23 protein-coding genes and 2 other annotated features are annotated in these 22,143 nt (G+C 37.9%); of the genes, 22 read left to right on the forward strand and 1 reads right to left on the reverse strand.

Annotation, left to right across the window (positions count from 1 at the left end; translation table 11 throughout):
• Positions 1 to 123 precede the first annotated feature (123 nt).
• Positions 124 to 1,161 carry a stage VI sporulation protein D gene (gene spoVID / locus V7183_RS05655; protein ID WP_335358948.1) on the forward strand — a complete coding sequence of 346 codons (1,038 nt, stop codon included), beginning with the start codon at positions 124 to 126 and terminating at the stop codon, positions 1,159 to 1,161.
• A 106-nt stretch (positions 1,162 to 1,267) separates the two neighbouring features.
• The gene (gene ysxE, locus V7183_RS05660; protein ID WP_097898113.1) at positions 1,268 to 2,293 is read left to right on the forward strand and encodes a spore coat protein YsxE; all 1,026 of its coding nucleotides are present in this window, start codon (positions 1,268 to 1,270) and stop codon (positions 2,291 to 2,293) included.
• A 27-nt stretch (positions 2,294 to 2,320) separates the two neighbouring features.
• Here the strand turns inward: ysxE and V7183_RS05665 are convergent, their stop codons facing one another.
• A complete protein-coding gene (locus tag V7183_RS05665) occupies positions 2,321 to 2,515 on the reverse strand; it encodes a hypothetical protein (RefSeq protein WP_097898112.1) in 195 nt (64 codons plus the stop codon).
• A gap of 253 nt (positions 2,516 to 2,768) precedes the next feature.
• Positions 2,769 to 3,000, forward strand: a binding site (T-box leader).
• A 38-nt stretch (positions 3,001 to 3,038) separates the two neighbouring features.
• Between V7183_RS05665 and V7183_RS05670 the strand changes: the two genes are divergently transcribed.
• From V7183_RS05670 to V7183_RS05765, 20 genes are all read left to right on the forward strand, one after another.
• Positions 3,039 to 5,684 (forward strand): valine--tRNA ligase, encoded by a 2,646-nt coding sequence (locus V7183_RS05670; RefSeq protein WP_097898111.1) that lies wholly within the window; start codon positions 3,039 to 3,041, stop codon positions 5,682 to 5,684.
• A gap of 96 nt (positions 5,685 to 5,780) precedes the next feature.
• Positions 5,781 to 7,082, forward strand: coding sequence for a bifunctional folylpolyglutamate synthase/dihydrofolate synthase (locus tag V7183_RS05675; protein WP_097898110.1), 1,302 nt, complete (start codon positions 5,781 to 5,783; stop codon positions 7,080 to 7,082).
• A gap of 167 nt (positions 7,083 to 7,249) precedes the next feature.
• The gene (locus V7183_RS05680; RefSeq protein ID WP_335358949.1) at positions 7,250 to 8,206 is read left to right on the forward strand and encodes a stage II sporulation protein B; all 957 of its coding nucleotides are present in this window, start codon (positions 7,250 to 7,252) and stop codon (positions 8,204 to 8,206) included.
• A 225-nt stretch (positions 8,207 to 8,431) separates the two neighbouring features.
• Complete coding sequence (locus V7183_RS05685; protein ID WP_335358950.1) at positions 8,432 to 9,007, forward strand: Maf family protein; 576 nt, start codon at positions 8,432 to 8,434, stop codon at positions 9,005 to 9,007.
• A gap of 47 nt (positions 9,008 to 9,054) precedes the next feature.
• A complete protein-coding gene (gene radC / locus V7183_RS05690) occupies positions 9,055 to 9,732 on the forward strand; it encodes a RadC family protein (RefSeq protein ID WP_097898107.1) in 678 nt (225 codons plus the stop codon).
• Positions 9,733 to 9,891: 159 nt separating this feature from the next.
• Complete coding sequence (mreB, locus tag V7183_RS05695; RefSeq protein ID WP_097898106.1) at positions 9,892 to 10,908, forward strand: cell shape-determining protein MreB; 1,017 nt, start codon at positions 9,892 to 9,894, stop codon at positions 10,906 to 10,908.
• Between the two features lie 41 nt (positions 10,909 to 10,949).
• Positions 10,950 to 11,807, forward strand: a complete 858-nt coding sequence (gene mreC, locus V7183_RS05700) for a rod shape-determining protein MreC (RefSeq protein ID WP_335358951.1) — start codon at positions 10,950 to 10,952, stop codon at positions 11,805 to 11,807.
• A 12-nt stretch (positions 11,808 to 11,819) separates the two neighbouring features.
• Complete coding sequence (mreD, locus tag V7183_RS05705; protein ID WP_097898104.1) at positions 11,820 to 12,365, forward strand: rod shape-determining protein MreD; 546 nt, start codon at positions 11,820 to 11,822, stop codon at positions 12,363 to 12,365.
• 35 nt (positions 12,366 to 12,400) lie between these two features.
• Positions 12,401 to 13,087: a septum site-determining protein MinC gene (minC, locus tag V7183_RS05710; protein ID WP_097898103.1), complete on the forward strand. Its 687-nt coding sequence runs from the start codon at positions 12,401 to 12,403 to the stop codon at positions 13,085 to 13,087.
• Between the two features lie 2 nt (positions 13,088 to 13,089).
• Positions 13,090 to 13,887: a septum site-determining protein MinD gene (gene minD / locus V7183_RS05715; protein ID WP_097898102.1), complete on the forward strand. Its 798-nt coding sequence runs from the start codon at positions 13,090 to 13,092 to the stop codon at positions 13,885 to 13,887.
• Between the two features lie 175 nt (positions 13,888 to 14,062).
• Positions 14,063 to 14,806 carry a M23 family metallopeptidase gene (locus V7183_RS05720; RefSeq protein ID WP_097898101.1) on the forward strand — a complete coding sequence of 248 codons (744 nt, stop codon included), beginning with the start codon at positions 14,063 to 14,065 and terminating at the stop codon, positions 14,804 to 14,806.
• Positions 14,799 to 15,659: a M50 family metallopeptidase gene (locus V7183_RS05725; protein ID WP_097898100.1), complete on the forward strand. Its 861-nt coding sequence runs from the start codon at positions 14,799 to 14,801 to the stop codon at positions 15,657 to 15,659. Before V7183_RS05720 ends, V7183_RS05725 begins: the two co-directional genes overlap by 8 nt.
• A gap of 66 nt (positions 15,660 to 15,725) precedes the next feature.
• Positions 15,726 to 17,114: an Rne/Rng family ribonuclease gene (locus tag V7183_RS05730; RefSeq protein WP_335358952.1), complete on the forward strand. Its 1,389-nt coding sequence runs from the start codon at positions 15,726 to 15,728 to the stop codon at positions 17,112 to 17,114.
• A 77-nt stretch (positions 17,115 to 17,191) separates the two neighbouring features.
• Positions 17,192 to 17,269: a sequence feature (ribosomal protein L21 leader region), on the forward strand.
• A 14-nt stretch (positions 17,270 to 17,283) separates the two neighbouring features.
• The gene (gene rplU, locus V7183_RS05735; RefSeq protein WP_000270908.1) at positions 17,284 to 17,592 is read left to right on the forward strand and encodes a 50S ribosomal protein L21; all 309 of its coding nucleotides are present in this window, start codon (positions 17,284 to 17,286) and stop codon (positions 17,590 to 17,592) included.
• 11 nt (positions 17,593 to 17,603) lie between these two features.
• A complete protein-coding gene (locus V7183_RS05740) occupies positions 17,604 to 17,948 on the forward strand; it encodes a ribosomal-processing cysteine protease Prp (protein ID WP_097898098.1) in 345 nt (114 codons plus the stop codon).
• A 3-nt stretch (positions 17,949 to 17,951) separates the two neighbouring features.
• Positions 17,952 to 18,242, forward strand: a complete 291-nt coding sequence (gene rpmA, locus V7183_RS05745; protein WP_017150650.1) for a 50S ribosomal protein L27 — start codon at positions 17,952 to 17,954, stop codon at positions 18,240 to 18,242.
• Positions 18,243 to 18,306: 64 nt separating this feature from the next.
• Entirely contained in the window at positions 18,307 to 18,855 is a 549-nt protein-coding gene (locus V7183_RS05750) for a sporulation initiation phosphotransferase B (protein WP_335358953.1), read from the forward strand.
• Complete coding sequence (gene obgE, locus V7183_RS05755) at positions 18,855 to 20,141, forward strand: GTPase ObgE (RefSeq protein WP_097898096.1); 1,287 nt, start codon at positions 18,855 to 18,857, stop codon at positions 20,139 to 20,141. Before V7183_RS05750 ends, obgE begins: the two co-directional genes overlap by 1 nt.
• Positions 20,142 to 20,276: 135 nt before the next feature.
• Positions 20,277 to 20,984, forward strand: coding sequence for a response regulator transcription factor (locus tag V7183_RS05760; protein WP_335358954.1), 708 nt, complete (start codon positions 20,277 to 20,279; stop codon positions 20,982 to 20,984).
• The gene (locus V7183_RS05765) at positions 20,974 to 22,056 is read left to right on the forward strand and encodes a HAMP domain-containing histidine kinase (protein WP_335358955.1); all 1,083 of its coding nucleotides are present in this window, start codon (positions 20,974 to 20,976) and stop codon (positions 22,054 to 22,056) included. The genes V7183_RS05760 and V7183_RS05765 overlap by 11 nt, the downstream gene beginning before the upstream one ends.
• The last annotated feature ends 87 nt before the right edge of the window (positions 22,057 to 22,143 follow it).

The raw sequence follows: 22,143 nt of genomic DNA on the forward strand, positions 1-22,143 counted from the left end.
CTGACAACCTTTTTATTATGTCGTATATTGCCAACGCGCCGATATATGAAAAATGGATAGGAAGCGTCTATGTATAGTTTGATTTTTTACTCATAAAAAGACCCCCAGACACATAAACCTGTAATGACATACAGTTTGGGAGGGGGAAAAGAAGTGACAACAGATCATTCATTACGTTTTTCATTAAAAGAATCGGTTTGGTTCCAAAGCGGACAGGAAGTCGAAGAACTTTTGTCAATTTCGTTAGATCCAGACGTTGAGATAGAAGAGCTTGATTATGAGGTAATTGTAAGAGGGCAGTTAGATTTAACAGGGGAATATGTTGCTAGACAAGATGACTCTGAATTTTCACTGAGGGAGTTATCTCCCGCAAAAGCAATTGATTATGTAGAAACAAGAGAAGACGGGGTAAACGAACTCGTCCATTCTTTTCCACTAGAAATTTCGATTCCGCGAAATCGAGTAAAACAGATTGAAGAATTGTATGTTTCGATTGAGGAATTTGATTATGAGCTAAAAGAAAATGGCTGTTTACAACTATTAGCGGATATATCCATCTCTGGCCTGTGTGATGAAGAGAGAGTGCCAGATGAAATGGAAGAGGTAGAAATTGAGTATGCGGAAGTTAAGAGAGAGCAGGAAATAAAAGCTGTAGATGAGGAGAAAACATCGGTAGAGGCTGAAGAAGTAACGCTTCACACAGAATCAAATGGATGGGAAGATTATGCATTTGAACCGTTTCAATTAGAGGAGCGGAAAGAACAGGGGTTAGAAGAGGAAGCAGAACAAGAAACAGAACAAGAAACAGAACAAGAAGAGCGGGAAAAAGAACAAGAAGTCACACCTCAATTTGAATTGTTCGGCCGGAAGGGTTTTAAGAAAGAGAAAGTAGAGAAAGTGAAAGAAGAACAGGAAGAATCATCATACTCACAAAGAGATGAAAATGCACTATATTTAACGAAATTATTTACAAAAGAGCCGCAGGAAGAGTTCACAAAGTTACGGATGTACTTCGTGCAAGAAGGAGATACAATTGAATCGGTTGCAGAGCGTTATGAAACGTCTGTACAGCACTTACACCGCATCAACCAAACGGATGACATTTATTTAACCGCAGGGCAGGTTATATATATACCTGTTTCAAAAGCGAAGGTAAAGTGAGTGAAGAATTTTCTTCACTCACCGCTTTTCTTTCATTTTACTGTTTGTGAAGGGTGATTTAAGTTTTGCTTTATTTGTATTTTTTGAATGAGAAAGGATCAGTCGTATGGATATAGAATTACGAAATCGCTATGAACCAATCGTCAGACGATATCAACTGGACACCCAGCATATGGAAGAACACGGAAATGTAATGAAAATTTATACGAATCAAGGTCCATATGCATTAAAGAAATTACCAGATAAAAGATTAGAGCGGAATAATTTCATGCATCATATTCAATATTTAAAAGAAAAAGGATTTTCAAATTATGTACCTATTTATCATGCGACGGACGGAAATTATATTTTAAGTGATGGAACATATAGTTATTATTTAATGCCTTGGCTTGAGCGAGCGGAAGGGCATGGGGAGGACAATGACCAATATCATAAAATGTTTCAGACATTAGCGATGCTCCACCAAAAAACGATAAAAGAAGAAACATATACAGAAGAAGCTTTGGAGGGTCATTATACGAATATATCAGAGCGCTGGGAGAGGGAGGGAGAGACGTTAGAGCAATTTCTTGTAGAATCTGAGGCGAAGTGGTACATGTCTCCGTTTGAATTACAATATTGTACGTATTTTCATCATGTCATGAGGGCACGTGATTTTGCAACAAAACAACTGACTGAGTGGTATGAAGCGATGAAAGAGAAAGAGAAAACGCGCGTTTCTTTTGTGCATGGAAATGTATCACTCAATCATTTTTTATTTGACTATGAACGGAATGGTTATTTTATTAGTTTAGAAAGATCCCAGTTCGCAACACCTGTGCAAGATATTGTTAGCTTTTATTCCCGCTCTTTGAACACATATCCAATTGCGAGAAGCGATCGCTTTGAATGGTATCAAGCATACCAAAAGAATTTTCCATTTACAAAAGAAGAGCAGCTCTTAATGTTCGCTTATTTAACGTATCCCTCCCCATTTATTCGACAAATTCATTCTTATACAAGCGCACAACAAGTTCGTAATAAACAGAAAGAACTGCATGGTGTGAAAATGTTACAGCAATCACATTGGCTTGTAAGTAACGTAGAGTATTTTATTTCACAATTACAAGCTGCGCAGCAAGGAAACGGATAACAGCCGTAGTCTCAAGGTTCTTTGAGGCTACGGCTGAAAATGTAAGCGGATTGTGGCTACAACAAAAATAATAAGGATGATGAAATCTAAAAAGGTTGGAAATAGTAAAGTGCGAATCCCTTGGAAAATAGTAAGTGGGATTGCAAAATCAGAAAACATTGTTTGCAAATTTCTGGCCCATGAAGGGGCAGAAAAATTGTAGGTGCGTCGATATCGTCGCATAATGATTCCCCCGTATAGGAAGTGTAACTGCTTTATTGTCATATAGGAAAGGTGAAGGTAATATTACAGTATGCAGGATAAGTACCCAAGGTGCTTGTGTTGCATTTTTTAGTTTCTTGCATATATTATAAAAAACTGGTTAAGCTGATTGAAAATAGAATGTAATCATTCTAGATGTAAGTCGAAAAATATTTTTATCTTGACGAATATGGTTTCGTTTTTTACACTATTGTATATAATAAATAACAATTATATAAATGCATTGAAGGGGAAGAGTATAACATTAAACGTCTTCAGAGAGGAGAATTATTAGCTGGGAGATTCTCTAGATAGTCATGTTAGAAGGTAGCCCTGGAGCATCTTTTCTGAACGGAGTCATTCTCATTAGGAAAAGACGGATTTGTCCGTTATCAAATTAAGAGTATAAGCAAATTTTGAATTTGTTTGTAAATAAAGGTGGTACCGCGATGTCCCTCGTCCTTTTTGGATGAGGGGCATTTTTTATTTTGAAGGAGGGAAAGTAATGTCAAACACGGAAAAGAATTTACCAACTAAATATGATCATATGTCCGTTGAAGAAGGCCGTTATAAATGGTGGCTTGAGGGCAAATATTTCGAAGCAACAGGAGATGAAAAGAAACAACCTTATACAATCGTAATCCCACCGCCAAACGTAACTGGTAAGTTGCACTTAGGTCATGCTTGGGATACGACGCTTCAAGATATTTTAACTCGTACAAAGCGTATGCAAGGTTACGATGTATTATGGCTTCCAGGAATGGACCATGCTGGTATCGCAACGCAAGCGAAAGTAGAAGGAAAACTTCGTGAAGAAGGTATTTCACGTTACGATCTTGGCCGTGAGAAGTTCCTTGAAAAAGCTTGGGAATGGAAAGAAGAGTACGCTTCTCACATTCGTCAACAATGGGGGAAAGTTGGTTTAGGACTAGACTATTCTCGCGAACGTTTCACATTAGATGAAGGTTTATCTGATGCGGTTAATAAAGTATTCGTTCAATTGTACGAAAAAGGCTTAATTTACCGCGGTGAATATATTATTAACTGGGACCCAGCAACACGCACGGCTCTTTCTGATATTGAAGTAATTCATAAAGATGTTCAAGGTGCATTCTACCATATGAACTACCCATTAACAGATGGCTCTGGTCACATTCGTCTTGCAACAACTCGTCCAGAAACGATGCTTGGTGATACAGCAGTAGCAGTACATCCAGAAGATGATCGTTACAAACATCTAATAGGAAAAACAGTTACACTGCCAATCGTAGGCCGTGAGATTCCGATTATTGCTGATGAATACGTAGAAAAAGATTTCGGAACAGGCGTTGTAAAAATTACACCAGCTCATGACCCGAATGACTTTGAAGTAGGTAACCGTCATGACTTACCACGTATTTTAGTAATGAACGAAGATGGAACGATGAACGAAAAGGCTGGTAAGTATAACGGTATGGATCGTTTTGAATGCCGTAAAGCGTTAGTGAAAGATTTACAAGAAGCTGGCGTATTAGTAGAAATCGAGCCTCATATGCATGCAGTAGGTCATAGTGAGCGTAGCGGTGCAGTTGTTGAGCCTTACTTATCAACACAATGGTTTGTAAAAATGGCTCCACTTGCAGAAAAAGCAGTAGAACTTCAACAAAAAGAAGAAGAGAAAGTAACGTTCGTACCAGATCGTTTTGAAAACACGTACTTACGTTGGATGGAAAACATTCATGATTGGTGTATTTCTCGTCAGTTATGGTGGGGACACCGCATTCCAGCTTGGTACCATAAAGAAACTGGTGAAGTGTACGTAGGTACAGAAGCACCAGCGGATATTGAAAACTGGAATCAAGATAACGACGTACTTGATACATGGTTCAGTTCAGCGCTATGGCCGTTCTCAACACTTGGTTGGCCAAATGAAGATGCAGCAGACTTTAAACGTTACTATTCAACAGATGCTTTAGTAACTGGTTATGACATTATCTTCTTCTGGGTATCTCGTATGATTTTCCAAGGTTTAGAGTTTACAGGAGAGCGTCCATTTAAAGATGTATTAATTCACGGTTTAGTTCGTGATGAGCAAGGACGTAAAATGAGTAAATCTCTTGGTAACGGTATTGATCCGATGGATGTTATCGAGAAGTATGGTGCAGATGCAATGCGCTACTTCTTATCAACAGGAAGTGCACCAGGTCAAGATTTACGTTTCAGCATGGAGAAAGTAGAATCTACTTGGAACTTCATTAATAAAATTTGGAATGCATCACGCTTCGTATTAATGAACATGGATGACATGAAATATGAAGAAATCGATTTAACTGGTGAAAAATCAGTTGCTGATAAGTGGATTTTAACTCGTTTAAATGAAACGATTGAAAGTGTAACACGTAACATGGATAAATATGAGTTCGGTGAAGCTGGTCGTTCATTATACAACTTCATTTGGGATGATTTCTGTGACTGGTACATCGAAATGGCGAAGCTTCCACTATACGGTGAAGATGAAGCAGCTAAGAAAACAACGCGTTCTATTTTAGCTTACGTACTAGACCAAACGATGCGTCTATTACACCCATTCATGCCATTCGTAACAGAGAAGATTTGGCAGCATTTACCACATGAAGGCGAATCTATTACGGTAGCTGCATGGCCAACAGTTCGCGAAGATTTACAAGATAAAGAGGCGGCAGCAGAAATGCACCTTCTAGTTGATATCATTCGCTCTGTTCGTAACATCCGTGCAGAAGTAAATACGCCAATGAGCAAAAAAGTTCAAATGCAAATTAAAGCAAAAGATGAAGCGGTACTGACGCAGCTTACGAAAAATAGCTCTTACATTGAGCGTTTCTGTAATCCAAGTGAATTAACAATTAAGACTGATTTACAAGCGCCAGAAAAAGCGATGACTGCAATCGTATCAGGTGCAGAGTTATTCTTACCGTTAGCTGATCTTATCAATCTTGATGAAGAGAAAGCACGTCTTGAAAAAGAACTTGAGAAGTTCGATAAAGAAGTAGAACGTGTACAGAAGAAACTTTCAAATCAAGGATTCGTAGCGAAAGCTCCTGCAGCAGTTATTGACGGAGAGCGTGCAAAAGAGCAAGATTACCTAGAAAAACGCGAAGCAGTTCGTCAACGTCTAGCTGATCTTCAAAAATAAAAATTATTTTTAAGAGACTTGCCATATTGGTGAGTCTCTTTTCTTTGCGTATAATAGAGTGAAGAAAGTTGTTTTTTTGAAAGGGGAATAGCACGCGTGGTACATACATACGAAGAAGCAATCGGCTGGATTCATAGCCGATTAAAGTTTGGTATTAAACCAGGATTAGAAAGAATGCAGTGGATGCTAGAGGAACTTGGAAATCCCGAGCGTCATATAAAATGTGTGCATCTTGCAGGTACAAATGGAAAAGGTTCAACTTTAACGTATATGCGTTATATGCTGCAAGCTGAAAACTATAAAGTTGGAACATTTACGTCTCCATACATTGAAACATTTAATGAACGAATTAGCGTTAACGGTACACCGATTGCAGATGAAGAAATTACTAAGCTTGTAAATATGGTAAAACCAGTTGTAGAAAAATTAGATGAAACAGATTTAGGAGAAGCAACGGAGTTTGAAATTATTACAGTAATGGCAATTTGCTATTTCGGTAAAGTAAACTTCTGCGACATTGTCTTATTTGAAACTGGTCTCGGCGGTCGTTTTGATTCTACAAATGTCATTCATCCGGTTCTAACAATAATTACAAATATCGGCCATGATCATATGCATATTCTAGGAAATACGCTAGGGGAAATTGCGTACGAAAAAGCAGGGATTATTAAATCGGGCGTTCCTGTTATTACCGGAGTACAGGATGAAGAAGCACTTGAGGTTATCAAAAAGGTTGCCAAAGAAAAGAGTGCAAGCTTGTATGAGCTTGGAAAACAATTTACAGCGATGCGTCAGCGTTCGGATGCAGATGGAGAGCACTTTGATTTTTCTTGTCCGTTTGCTTCGTTTGAGGAAGTTCGGATTTCGATGAAAGGAAGTCATCAGGTAGGCAATGCAGCATTAGCATTAATGGCAGTTATGTATCTTAAAACATATTTGTCATTCTTACTGGAAGAGGAGCATATTCGCACAGGATTAAGTGAAGCGTATTGGATTGGACGATTTGAAAAGTTGCAAAGTAATCCTGATGTCATTATAGATGGCGCTCATAATCCAGAAGGAATTACGAGTCTTGTAAAAACAGTGAAGGATCATTATAACGATAAAAACGTTATTGTTTTATTTACTGCCCTTGGTGATAAACAGCTAAACAACATGGTAGGACAATTAGAAACAATTGCAGATGAAATGGTTTTTACAACATTTACGTTTGATCGTGCGATTTCTGCTGAAGAGCTTGCGACTCATTCAAGTAAGGAAACAAAACAAGTTTTTGAGAATTGGAAAGAAGCCATTGATACGAAGATGAATCATCTTCAAGAAAGTGATGCTTTCATCATAACAGGTTCTCTTTATTTCATTTCAGAAGTTCGAAAATATATTCTTGAGAAAAACTAGGACAGCAACTGCTGTCCTAGTTTTTTTGTTCTACAAATGAAGACGAATGCATAGATATAGGATAACTATATGGGAGAATTTGACGAATCCCTCTGACAAATATCTCGGTTTTTTATGAAATGAATATGATATGATGCGGACAACGATAAGAGGTGAGGTGTGAGCGTATGGACAAGCAATCACGAACAATCTCGGTTAAGGTAAACGGAACAGAAGCGAAGTATGAAGAAAAGAAGAAGGAAAAAGATGAGTTTGATTGGATGGCAGTCGATAGTGAAACTCCGCAAAATGTAGTCCCGTTTCAGAAAACAAAGATATCCTCTATCAAACAATATCAAAAAAAATGGAGCAATGCTCTTATCTTTACAGTTGCAGCTGCGATTATTATTGGCACGATGCTCGGAATGAGCATGCTTCATTTATTAACGGGGGAAGGGAGAACTGAAGAAGCGACGGTAACAGCTTCTCCGCAGCCGAGTGGAACAGAAACGAAGGAAGTAGGAACTGAGGAGAAGAAGAAAGAGAAGTCAAAGACAGGAAATGCGGCAGCTTTAGCGCCAATCACGCTATTTTTTGTTCAAGGAGGTCTATATTCCTCTGAAGAAAAAGGACAGGCTGCCATTCAAGAGTGGAAAGAGAATGGTGGCGCAGCAGCTTTAAAATCGAATGGTGATAAGTATTCACTTGTTGTGGCTATTGCTAGTGATGAACAATCTGTAGATAAATTAATGGAACAGTATAAGAAAGATGGCATCTCTGTTTTGAAAAAGAGCTGGGAGATTACCGATAAAGCATTGCTAAAAAATGATAAGGAATTTGGCTCCTTTTTAAACAAGTTACAGTCCTTATGTACTCATTTTGTAAAATATGCATCCAGTGTACAGGCAGGGGGAAAAGGTGATCAAAAAGAAATAGATGCGATAGAAAAGGAATGGAAGACAATTGAAAAAGAAGGAAAAGCAATGAAGCGTGAGGACGTGAAAAAATTATATACGTATGCATCCATAGCGGTACAAACGATTAAAGAAGGGAAGGGTGATAAGGAGGCAGTAGCAAAATTAAATCAAGTTGTTATTGATAGTTTACTTTCATATGAAAAAATAGTTTCACAAAAAGCGAAATAATAGGATAATAAAATGAAGAGGGAAGAAGTGTGTAAACTTCTTTCCTTTCTTTCGGTTTTATACTAGATCAAAGTGCTTTCTTTATGTACAGAATATAGTCGTATAAAAACGAAAACTTTTATTTCCTAAAAAGAAAATGATATTTTTACAATTTGTGGGGAAAATATTCATTTGATACGATCAAGTTATATGATTCTGTTACATGTAAGAAAGAAAGGAGAAAACATGAAAAAACTTATTTTAGCTTCTGGATCACCACGCCGTAAGGAACTGCTTGAACTAGCAAACGTCCCGTTTGAAATTGTCGTAAGTGAAATAGAAGAAACAATCGGTGCATATTCGTCACCTTCTGATATTGTGATGTCACTTTCTTTGCAAAAAGCGTCTGCTGTAGCAGAAAATCACGAAGATAGTGTGGTATTAGGGGCAGATACAATTGTTACATATGAATCGCGTATTCTTGGAAAGCCTAACGATGAAGCGGAAGCGAAGAGAATGTTGCAGCTCTTATCAGGAAAGACACATGAAGTATATACAGGTGTTGCACTCATTTCAAAAGAAAAAACGGTCACATTTTATGAGCGCACAGAAGTTACGTTTTGGGAGTTAACGGAAGAAGAGATTGATGCGTATATTGCAACGAAAGAACCGCTTGATAAGGCTGGAAGTTATGGTATTCAAGGGAAAGGTTCTATCTTTGTTCACCATATTCAAGGAGATTATTACAGTGTAGTAGGTTTACCAATTGCGCGTCTTGTTCGTGAATTGAAACAGTTTGATAGCGATGCATCCCATGCGTGAAATTGCATGGGGTTTTCTTTGCGACAAATTGAAAAAGGAGTGAAGATATGAACGGTATTCGTGATGTTTTGAAAGAGGAACAGCCACGGGAGCGTTTATTATTAGAGGGAGCAAGCAATTTATCGAATCGGGAACTTCTTGCAGTGTTGCTTAGAACTGGTTCTAAGGAAGAATCGGTTCTAACATTAGCAGGCAAAATTTTGTGCCATTTTGACGGATTACGAATGTTAAAAGATGCTACAATAGAGGAGATGACAAGTATCCATGGTGTGGGGATCGCAAAAGCATCTCAGCTTATTGCTGCTTTCGAACTAGGACGAAGAATGGTGCGCCTAGAGTATCAAAATAGATATAGCATTCGAAGTCCAGAAGATTGTGCTAGGTATATGATGGAAGAGATGCGCTTTTTGCAACAGGAGCATTTCGTTTGTTTATATCTAAATACGAAGAATCAAGTGATGCATCGGCATACAGTTTTTATTGGAAGCTTAAATGCCTCAATTGTACATCCTCGCGAGGTGTTCAAGGAAGCCTTTCGCCGCGCAGCAGCCTCTATTATCTGTCTGCATAATCACCCTTCAGGAGATCCGACGCCAAGCCGCGAAGATATTGAAGTAACAAAACGGTTAGTGGAATGCGGTAAGATTATTGGAATTGAAGTTCTTGATCATATCATTATAGGCGACCATAAATTCGTGAGTTTGAAAGAAAAAGGTCATATTTAAGACTATTCTTTTTACTTATTTTGTTTTATAATGTGATTTATGAGTTTTTTGTAGACAATCATCTACAATAAAGGATAAAAAATATAAAAACGTACTGTTTTATTATAAATATAAAGTAAGAAAATGAGTCCGTGAAAATGAGAAAGGAAGATAGATGACATGTTTGGAATTGGTGGTTTTACTCGTGATCTTGGAATAGACTTAGGAACAGCGAATACGCTTGTATATGTGAAAGGAAAAGGTGTTGTTTTACGCGAACCTTCAGTTGTAGCACTGCAAACTGATTCAAAACAAATCGTTGCAGTTGGTAGCGATGCGAAACAAATGATTGGTCGTACACCAGGAAACGTAGTGGCTCTTCGCCCTATGAAAGACGGCGTAATTGCTGATTATGAAACAACAGCAACAATGATGAAATATTATATTCAACAGGCGCAAAAATCAAATGGATTTTTCTCTCGTAAGCCTTATGTAATGGTATGTGTTCCATCTGGTATTACAGCCGTAGAAAGACGTGCAGTAATTGATGCAACTCGTCAAGCTGGCGCGCGTGATGCATACCCAATTGAAGAGCCATTTGCAGCAGCAATTGGTGCAAACTTACCGGTTTGGGAGCCAACTGGTAGTATGGTTGTTGATATTGGCGGTGGTACAACAGAAGTTGCAATCATTTCATTAGGTGGGATTGTAACAAGTCAATCTGTTCGTGTTGCTGGTGATGATATGGATGATTCAATCATTCAGTACATTAAGAAAAACTACAACTTAATGATCGGGGAAAGAACAGCGGAAGCTTTAAAAATGGAAATTGGATCTGCTGGGGAACCAGAAGGTGTTGAACCAATGGAAATCCGTGGTCGTGATTTAGTAAGTGGTTTACCAAAAACAGTATTAATTAAACCAGAAGAGATTGCAGAAGCATTAAAAGATACAGTAGATGCAATCGTAGAATCTGTTAAAAACACATTAGAAAAAACTCCACCTGAGTTAGCAGCGGACATTATGGACCGTGGTATTGTATTAACAGGTGGTGGTGCATTACTTCGCAACTTGGACAAAGTAATTAGTGATGAAACAAAAATGCCAGTTCTTGTTGCAGAAAATCCATTGGATTGCGTAGCAATTGGAACAGGTAAAGCGTTAGATAATATTGACCTTTTCAAAACTGCTCGTTAATATTCCGAAATAAAAAACAATGAAATTAAGAGGGTGTGAACGTGCCACAGTTTTTCTTAAACAAAAGATTAATTGTTTTGTTAGTTAGTATTATTCTTCTCGTGGCATTGATTGGAATCTCATTGAAAGAACGGAAGAGTTTAACATGGCCAGAGCAGTTTGTAAAAGATACTGTCGGTGTTGTAGAACGTGTATTCCAAAAGCCAGCGAATTATGTTGCCGGATTCTTTGAGAATGTAGAAGATGTAAAGCGCACGTATGAAGAAAATAAACAGTTAAAAGAAAAATTAGATAATTATGCGACGTTATCAGCAAACGTAGAAAATTTAAAAAAAGAGAACAAGGAATTAAAAGAGCAAGTTGGTATAAAAGATTCACTTGATGCTCACCAAGAAATTCAAGCTACTGTTGTCTCTCGTAATCCAGATAAATGGTACGATTTAGTTGGAATTGATAAGGGAGCACAACAAGGTATTAAGAAAGATATGGCTGTTATGACTCCAAAAGGCTTAATTGGGCGTGTGAAAAGTGTATCTCAATTTACGTCAACAGTAGAGTTGTTAAGCTCCATGAATCGTACAAACCGTATTTCTGCTGTTGTACAAGGAAAAGAAGATAGCATCTTTGGATTAATTGAAGGCTATGACAAAGAAAAACAATTACTTCTTTTCACAAAGATTTCATCTAATGTACAAGTAGAAAAAGGTCAGATGGTTGTAACATCTGGACTTGGTGATATTTTCCCGAAAGGTTTAGTGATTGGGAAAATTGTAGATGTTCAACCAGATGCATACGGATTAACACAAACAGCTTATGTAGAACCTGCTGCGGATTTAAATGATGTAAATCATATTATGGTTGCAAAACGAACTATGCCTTCAGCACCGTTAGAACAATAAGGGGGAGAAGAGATGACGACTATTTTAAAAAGGGCGGTTCTTCCTCTTCTGCTCCTTTTTGTTTTTTTATTTGAAAATATGTTTTCGACTGTAGTTCCGACAGAATTATTTTGGAAGGGTAGCATAGCAGCGCCGCATTTCCTTATCATTGTTCTATGTTTCATTACCGTTTATTACAGTCCCCTTCAAGGCATTTACTATGGACTATTATTCGGTTTTTTATTTGATACGGTGTACACAGAACTTGTTGGTGTATATATATTTGCTTATCCGATTTTAGCGTATCTTGTTTATAGTGCGATGAGAGTCTTGCAATTGAACTTATTTATTGTTTCTTTTATCGTATTAACGGGTATTGCAGCATTAGAGTATTATGTATATGGATTCTTAACGTTATTAGGACGTATTCACGTACCAGCGCATATCTTTTTCACAGATCGTCTCCTCGCTACTTTATTGCTAAATGGAATTTTCTTATTGATAGTTTGTTTCCCACTGAGACGATATCTTGTGCGTCTTTCAAAAGCGATGGAAGAAAAAGAAAAAAGGATTTTCTGATTTTATGTCGAATTGAATCGGTGGGGTGAACTTTAGTGGAAGAAAAAAAGCAACAGAATGTAACAATAAAGGGGACAAAAGATGGACTAACACTTCATTTAGATGATTGCTGTTTATTTACTGAATTGTTGCAAGAACTGGATGAGAAACTTTCAACCCATTATTACGATGGTGATGAGCGCTCATTAATTGAAGTGTATGTTAAAGTAGGAAATCGCTATTTGACAGAGGTGCAACAAGAAGAAATTCGTACCTTAATTCGCAATAAGAAAAATCTTGTTGTGGATTCTATTGAGAGTGATGTTATAACAAAAGCTGAGGCTATAGCTTGGAAAGAAGAAACAGAAATTGTCCCTATTTCCAAAATTGTTCGCTCGGGTCAAGTTTTGCATGTAAAAGGGAATCTATTATTAATTGGAGATGTTAATCCAGGCGGAACGGTTATCGCTGGGGGGAATATTTTTGTCATTGGAACATTACGAGGAATTGCACATGCTGGATATTATGGAGATACAGATGCTGTAATTGCGGCATCTGTTATGAATCCAATGCAACTTCGAATTAGTGATGTGACAATGCGGGCTCCGGAAGAGAAAGAAGACGGAGCAGAGACGGCAGAATGTGCGTATATTAATGAGAACAATCACATTGTTGTCGATCGCCTGCAACTTCTCACTCATCTTAGACCTAATTTAACAAAGTTAGAAAGGGGAATTGTATAGCTGTGGGAGAGGCAATAGTAATTACATCTGGAAAAGGCGGGGTAGGCAAAACTACAACGTCTGCAAACATTGGTACAGCCTTGGCATTATCCGGGAAAAAGGTATGTTTAATTGACACGGATATTGGTCTAAGAAATTTAGACGTAGTAATGGGGCTAGAAAATCGTATTGTATTTGATCTTGTTGATGTCGTCGAAGGTCGTTGTCGTTTACCTCAGGCTCTCATTAAAGATAAGCGCTTTGATGAGCTTTATTTATTACCTGCAGCACAAACGAGTGATAAATCCGCGGTAACACCTGAACAAATGGATGAGTTAATACAACTATTACGTCAAGATTATGATTACATATTAATTGATTGTCCTGCAGGTATTGAGCAGGGATTTAAAAATGCAGTAGCAGGTGCGGATAAAGCAATTGTTGTAACGACACCTGAAGTATCTTCTATGCGCGATGCGGATCGTATTATCGGGCTTTTAGAAAAAGAAGATATTGAACCACCAAAACTTGTCATTAACCGTGTGCGTAGTCATATGTTACATGAGCAAGATATGCTTGATGTAGATGAGATTGTACGTACACTTTCGATTGAACTACTTGGAATTGTCGAAGATGATGATGAAGTTATTCGTGCTACAAATACAGGGGAGCCTGTAGCATTGCAGCCAACTGGAAAAGCAGCGTTAGCTTATCGAAATATTGCAAGACGCTTGTTAGGTGAAAATGTACCATTACAAGCGTTTGAACGAGAGAAAGTATCCGTATTTACAAAGATGAAAAATTTCTTTGGAATTCGTTAGAAGCACTTCGCATATATGCGGAGTGCTTTCTTTTTTCTTCTCATGAATATCTTCCTGTTAGGGCTCATACATATGTACAAACTGTATAAAGTTACGCAAATAGATAACGGTGTCTACTTTGAAGTTTCACTTGATTTGTTAATTGAATAAAAGGTGAAAAAAGGAAGGGGACAGTATGAAGAATAGACGGGTAGAGGAAATTCGAAAACGGATTGCGAAGAGAAAAGAAGAACAAGAGAGGCTAGAGGAAGAACAATATTTCTCTGGAGAAAATTTTGATGGGGAAACGATATTCATTGAAGAAGGTGAAAAGGAGATTCATCCCCTTTTTCGTAAGGAAGTCTTTTTATTTAAGGTTTTACTATCCGCCATACTGGTTCTTTCAGTAGCCATTTTATTTAAAAATGCGCCCGCCCCTCTTAATGGAGCGCGAACTGCTGTAACGAAAGTGATGCAGGAAGAATTTCAGTTTGCGGCAGTGTCAAAATGGTATGAGGATCAATTTGGAAAGCCACTTGTATTTTTGTCTACGAGTAAAAAGAAGCAAGGGGCAGAACAAAAAGATTATGCAGTTCCAGCCTCTGGGAAAGTCATGCAAGGCTTTCAGAAAAATGGGCAAGGCGTATTTGTACAAACAGCTGCGGATGCAACTGTTGAATCAGTGAATGAAGGAGTTGTTATTTTTGCTGGCAAGAAAGACGGGCTTGGAAATACAGTTGAAATTCAACATGCGGATGGTACGGAATCATGGTATGGAAATTTAAATGAAACATCAGTGAAGTTATATGATTACGTTTCAAAGAAGCAAAAAGTTGGAACAGTCGGTAGTGATATGGATCATAAGAATGGTAAATTTTATTTTGCAATCAAAAAGAATGAAAAATTTATCGACCCGATTCAGGTGATTTCATTTGACTAAATATAGCGAAGTACTGTCAAAAATTACGATACATCCATTGTTCTGGGGGATTATAACCATTGGGATTTTTACGGCACGTTTTAAAGAATTATTACTTTTATTTTCCATTGTATTGATTCATGAACTTGGGCATGCATTCGCAGCGGCCCATTATAACTGGCGCATCAAGCAAATACAACTCTTGCCATTTGGTGGTGTGGCGGAGCTTGAGGAACATGGGAATAAGCCGTTAAAAGAAGAATTAGTCGTTGTGATGGCAGGGCCGATTCAACATGTATGGATGATTGGAATGGCATATATTTTATATCGAGCAGGATGGGTTAATGATGACCTGTATCATTTTTTTGTGTGGAACAATTTCATCATTTTAGGGTTTAATTTGTTGCCGATTTGGCCACTGGATGGCGGGAAAGTTTTATTTAATGTGTTATCACATCGATTTCCTTATTTACAAGCACATGAGAAAATGATGAAAATATCATGTGTTTTTTTTAGTGTGATATTGGGATGGCAGCTACTTTGGAATAGTAATAATATTATGATGTGGGTGCTTCTTCTTTTTTTAGCCCTTTCGTTATATCAAGAATGGAAGCAGCGGCGTTATGCATTTATGCGTTTTTTACTAGAACGTTATTATGGAAACAAGCGAGGTATTGAAAAGATTGCTCCCATTGAGGTGAAAACAGATGATCGGTTATATACGATTTTCACAAAGTTCCGCAGGGGGTATAAACATTCCATTATTGTTCATGGTAAATATAAAGAGCACTATACATTAGATGAAAATGAATTGCTATACGCGTACTTCACTGAAAAACGAACAACCTCATCTGTGGAAGAGTTAATTGGTTAGTGTTGACGATGACACTAACCTTTTATATTGTAGGAAGAAAAGAAACTGAAAAGTGAGGAAGGTATTTTGAAGACGTTATACATCAATTATACGGGTTCTGAAAAGAGAGTGGCTATAGAAGAAAAACAAAAGATTGTTGAGCTTTTATGGCAACGGAATGAAGATCAAGAAATTGTTGGACACATTTATGTTGGACGTGTTGTGCGAACGATTGCTGGGATGAACGCAGCATTTGTAAACATCGGTTTAGAAAAACATGCTTACCTTTCATATGATGATGTGCCAGCGTCATATCGAGTACATGAAGGACAAGCATTGCTCGTGCAAGTGGTAAAAGAAGCGATTGATACAAAAGGACCGAAGCTAACAGCGAATGTGGAATTTACCGGGAAATATGTCGTTTATATGCCATATGATGAAATGCGTGCTGTTTCCCGGAAAATAAAAAGTCATAAGAAAAGGCAACAATTACTTGAAATTCAAGTAGAAGGAACGGGAGGATATATTTTTCGTTCAGCATGTGAAAAAGGTGCAATTGATGAAATACAAGCTGAAATGCAACATTTTCAAGAGCTATTTGAAGATTTAAAAAGAAAAGAGGGGCAAGGAAAGGCCCCGATACTTCTCCATCGCCCAGCAACTTTTTTAGATCGTGTATTTCAAGAGAATCCTATTGAATCGGTAGAAAAAGTAATTGTAGATACGAGAAGTATCGTAAAGGAATTGGAAGATAAAGTAGGAAAAGAAAAGGTGTCATTCTACAGTGAAAAGGCTTCTATGTTCAGTCATTTTGGCGTAGAGCGAGAAATTGAAAAAGCACTGCAAAAAATCGTATGGTTACAGAACGGTTCGTATTTAATTATCGAACAAATGGAGACGATGACAATAATCGATGTGAACACTGGTAAATTTACCGGGAAACAAAACTTACAGGATACAGTAGTACGAACAAATGAAATGGCTGCCGAAGAAATTGCTCGCCAGTTAAGGCTTCGTGATATTGGGGGTATGATATTAATTGATTTCATTAATATGAAAAAACAGGCTGATAAGGAGAAAATAAGAGAGAGCTTAATTACGGCTTTACAAGGGGACCGTACCTATACGAGAGTACTTGGATTTACCGAACTAGGTATTTTAGAAATGACACGTAAGCGCAAAAAACACTCGCTGCGTGATGTATTACTAGAAGATTGTTCACAGTGCAAAACGACAGGGTATATCATTTCTAATGAAACAATCGCATATGAGCTAGAAAGAGAGCTTATTACATATAGTCATGTAGAAGATGAAGCAGTGCTAATCGCAGCACCGAAAGAAGTACAAAAAGCATTTTCACATAAAGAATTACAAAAAAATATACCGTTTCAAATTTATTTTACAGATGAAGAAGCTGAGAAGTATGCGATTATTCGATTTGGAACGAAGCACGAAATGATGAATCGAAAAAAATAGTTAGCAGAACATTTATTGACAATCGTCCATGTTTCATGGTAACATCTCTATGTTATAGTTTATAGCACCTAAACGGCTATATGCTACAACCGCACAAGACAGGTTTCTAAAAGGCAGTTCATGTCTACCTCGTGTTGGCGAGTCTTAGTAATTATGAGGAGGTGCAAGTATGTACGCAATTATCGAAACAGGTGGAAAACAAATCAAAGTTGAAGCTGGTCAAGAAATCTACATTGAAAAATTAGATGTTGAAGCTGGTGAAACTGTTACTTTTGACAAAGTTCTTTTCGTTGGTGGCGAAAACGTGAAAGTTGGTAGCCCAGTTGTAGAAGGTGCAACAGTTACTGCGAAAGTTGAAAAACACGGTCGCGCTAAGAAAATCATCGTTTTCAAATACAAAGCGAAAAAGAACAATCGTAAGAAACAAGGTCATCGTCAACCTTACACTAAGCTAGTAGTTGAAGCAATCAACGCTTAATTCTGGTTAAGATGATTAAAATTACGATAAGTCGCACGAAATTAGGAAGTATCCAATCATTTAGAATGACTGGACATGCCGATTATGCACCGCATGGACAAGATCTTGTCTGTGCTGCAACAACAGCGGTTGTGTTCGGATCTATAAATGCAGTGGAAGTACTTTGTAATGTGCAGGCAACTATTGAACTCGGAAGTGATGGCGGATTCTTAACGTATGAATTGCCTAATGATTTAGACGCTCATACGATGGAAAAAGCACAAACGCTTTTAGAAGGATTGGTTGTTTCGCTTAAGACGATCGAACTTGATTACGGAAAGTATATCCGTTTAATAGAAAAAGTGCAGGAGGTGTAACGTATGTTAAGATTAGATCTTCAGTTTTTCGCATCTAAGAAAGGTGTAGGTAGTACAAAGAACGGTCGTGACTCTCAGTCAAAACGTCTTGGTGCTAAACGCGCAGATGGTCAAATGGTTTCAGGTGGTTCAATTCTTTACCGTCAACGCGGTACAAAAATTTATCCAGGTGTTAACGTTGGTCGTGGTGGCGATGACACTTTATACGCGAAAGTTGACGGCGTAGTACGCTTCGAGCGTCTTGGCCGTGACCGCAAACAAGTGAGCGTATATCCTGTTGCTCAAGAAGCATAAGAAACTCACGGAAAACTCTAACCTGGGTGCAGGTTAGAGTTTTTCTATATTAAGGGGTATCTAAATGAAAGAAAAATGGACAATTATAGATGCGTTGCGCCATTCTAGACATGATTGGCTCAATCGTATGCAGATGATTAAAGGAAACCTTTCACTTGGAAAAGTGGAAGAGATTCATGAGCTCATCGATCGTTTTGTCCAAGAAGCGAGACAAGAATCCAATCTGATGGGGTTATCGATGCCTTTATTTTCAGAATGGATTTTAACATATAACTGGAAACAGCAACCGTGCTTATTGGAGTACGAAGTATTAGGAGAACTACATAACTTATCTCATTTCGATGAAGAAGTGTGTACATGGACGAATGGATTTTTCTCAATGCTTCAACATAGTTTAGACGTTTATGTTGAAAATTATGTTTGTATCACAATTGAATGTGACGCGGAGAATGCTCGTTTCTTTTTTGATTTTCGTGGCAAGCTAACGAATGTAGAAGAACTACAAATGTGGCTGTCAAACCAAAACAATGAATGGTATTCCATTTCTTATACAGTGCGAGACGATGAAGTCTCGGTTATATTACAACCAATCGAAAAAAGTGTGGTGAAATAATGTTTGTAGATCAGGTCAAGATATATGTAAAAGGCGGCGACGGTGGAAACGGAATGGTTGCATACCGTCGTGAAAAGTACGTTCCAAAAGGTGGCCCAGCAGGTGGCGATGGCGGTAAAGGTGCAGATGTTGTTTTCGTTGTTGACGAAGGCTTACGTACATTAATGGACTTCCGCTACCAACGTCATTTCAAGGCTGATCGTGGTCAACATGGAATGAGCAAAGGGCAACATGGCCGTAAAGCTGACGATTTAATCGTAAAAGTTCCACCAGGAACAGTTGTAAAAGATGAAGCAACTGGTCAAATTCTTGCTGACTTAGTAACGCATGAGCAATCAGCTGTTATTGCAAGAGGTGGCCGCGGTGGCCGTGGTAACTCACGTTTTGCAACAGCTACAAACCCAGCGCCAGAAATCGCTGAGAACGGGGAACCGGGTCAAGAACGTGATGTAATCTTAGAATTAAAAGTATTAGCGGATGTTGGACTTGTTGGATTCCCAAGCGTAGGTAAATCAACATTATTATCCGTTGTATCATCAGCGCGTCCGAAAATTGCTGAATATCACTTTACAACAATCGTTCCAAACCTTGGTGTTGTTGAAACTGGTGATAACCGCAGCTTCGTTATGGCTGACCTTCCTGGACTTATTGAAGGAGCACATGCCGGCGTTGGACTTGGACACCAATTCTTACGTCATATCGAACGCACACGTGTTATCGTGCATGTGATTGATATGTCTGGTTTAGAAGGCCGTGATCCATATGAGGATTATGTAACGATTAATAATGAATTAAAAGAATACAATCTGCGTTTAACAGAGCGTCCACAGGTTGTTGTTGCGAACAAAATGGATATGCCAGATGCAGAAGAAAACTTACAAGCATTTAAAGAGAAAGTGGGAGAAGAAGTAAAAATATTCCCAATCTCAGCAGTAACAAAACAAGGTGTTCGTGATCTATTATTTGAAGTAGCAAACTTATTAGAAACAACACCGGAATTCCCAGTACATGATGTTGTAGACGAATCTGAAGCAAGTGTAATGTACAAATTTGAGACTGAAGGTGTTAAATTCGAAATTACACGTGAAAGTGACGGTACATTTGTCATTTCTGGTTATGACATTGAGAAAACATTCAAGATGACAGACTTCTCGCGTGATGAATCTGTACGTCGTTTTGCTCGTCAAATGCGTGGAATGGGTATTGATGAAGCTCTTCGTGCACGCGGTGCAAAAGACGGCGACATTGTAAAAATTCTTGAATATGAATTCGAATTTATCGATTAAGACTGCCAAAATACGGCAGTCTTTTTTATAATGGAGAAAGGAGTGTAATTTGTAAGAAGGGTATATTGATTTTAGATGTCAGAAGAATCAAAGAAATAGTCACTCCGCAGTAAGATACAAGGGGAGAAAGAGAGCATGTATAAAATATTAATTGTAGAAGATGACGAAAAAATTGCAGAAATATTAGAAGAGCATTTAGAGAAGTATGGCTATCAATCATTTCGAGCGACAGATTTACGCCATATAAAAGATGAGTTTGTGAAAGTGAATCCGCATTTAGTTTTACTCGATATTAATTTACCGTACTTTGATGGCTTTTATTGGTGTCGTCAAATTCGAACAGTATCTAACGCACCGATTATTTTCGTCTCTGCACGAACAGGAGAAATGGATCAAGTTATGGCAATTGAAAATGGCGGGGACGATTATATTACAAAGCCATTCCATTTAGATATTGTAATGGCAAAAGTAAAAAGTGCCCTGCGCCGTGGATATGGTGAATATGCTTCATCGACAGAAAGTGATTGCGTGGGCGTGAGTGGATTATTACTATTCCCATCACAACATACAGTAGAGTGGAAAGGGCAGCAAATAGAGCTTACAAAAAATGAGTTTTATTTACTAGAGTGTTTAATGAAGCAGGCGAATCAATATGTAACACGTGAAGAACTCTTAGAGGCGTTATGGGATGAAGTAGCTTTTGTTGATGATAATACATTAACTGTGAACGTAAAACGAGTGAGGAAGAAACTAGAGGAACTTGGAATTAAAAATGCAATTGTCACAAAACGTGGGTACGGTTATGCGCTTCTTACAGAGTGGGGAGAAGGACATGAAGCTTAAAAGTTACCTCGTGGGTCGTTTTCCTTTAATCCTTTCTTATGTTGTAAGCCTTTGCTTATTTGGACTCGTATTACAGTTACAAAGTCTTTTAGAAAAGCGTCCACTTGATTGGAGTACGTGGCTATATGGACTTTTATTAGGGACGGTCGTGTTTATTTCATACCTCGTGTATGATTATCGAAAACGAAGTGTGTTTTTAAAGAGAATAGAACAATATATCATTGGCGGACATACGTTACATGACTCTTTACTCATTGATGCTTCTTATACATCGGAACAAGAAATGATTGTAGAAGCATTCACTTTGCTGAGACAGCAATATATGAATGAAGTTCATAAGCAGCATGCGAAAGAACAGCAGCAAATGATCTTTATGAACCAATGGATTCATCAAATGAAAACACCAGTATCAGTTATTGAATTATTGTTGCAGAAATTTGGAAAAGCGCACCGTGAAGCAAGGGAAACGGTTGAAAGTATACGAGAAGAAAATAACCGTATTTTAAATGGTTTAGATTTAGCATTGCATATGGCGAGGTTAGAGCAGTTTGCGAAAGATTATAAAGTAGAAGTAGTAAATGTCATAGATGTTGTTCGAGATATTATTAATCAAAATCGAAAGTCTTTTATTCAATCTTCTGTATATCCGAAATTGATGTTTGAAGAGGATACTTGTATGGTTGCATCTGACAGAAAGTGGATTAATATCGCAATTAGTCAAATTGTTGTGAATGCAATAAAGTATACAAAAATCTCTCAAGCAGATAAAAAAGAAATTCAGTTTCAAATAGAAGAGAAGGATCAGAAAATTTTATTACATATTCGTGATAATGGAATTGGTATCCCGAAGCAAGATGTAAAGCGTGTATTTGATCCGTTCTTTACTGGGATAAATGGCCGAAAAACGAGGGAAGCAACAGGAATAGGATTATATATTACAAAGGAGATTTGTGATAATCTTCATCACGGAATTGAGGCACAATCGACTGAAGGGGAAGGCACAACATTTACATTCCAATTTGCAAAAGACGAAGAATATCATGCTTTGACGAGAAAAATGACAAAATTGTAAGATAACAAATGGTTTTGTAAGGGAAATCACTCGTTTCTTTTTCTCGTTTTTTTTATAGTAAATGTAAGAAGAAAACGCATAGGGGGA

Source organism: Bacillus sp. JJ1127 (genome assembly GCF_036965845.1).
Classification (GTDB): Bacteria; Bacillota; Bacilli; order Bacillales; family Bacillaceae_G; genus Bacillus_A.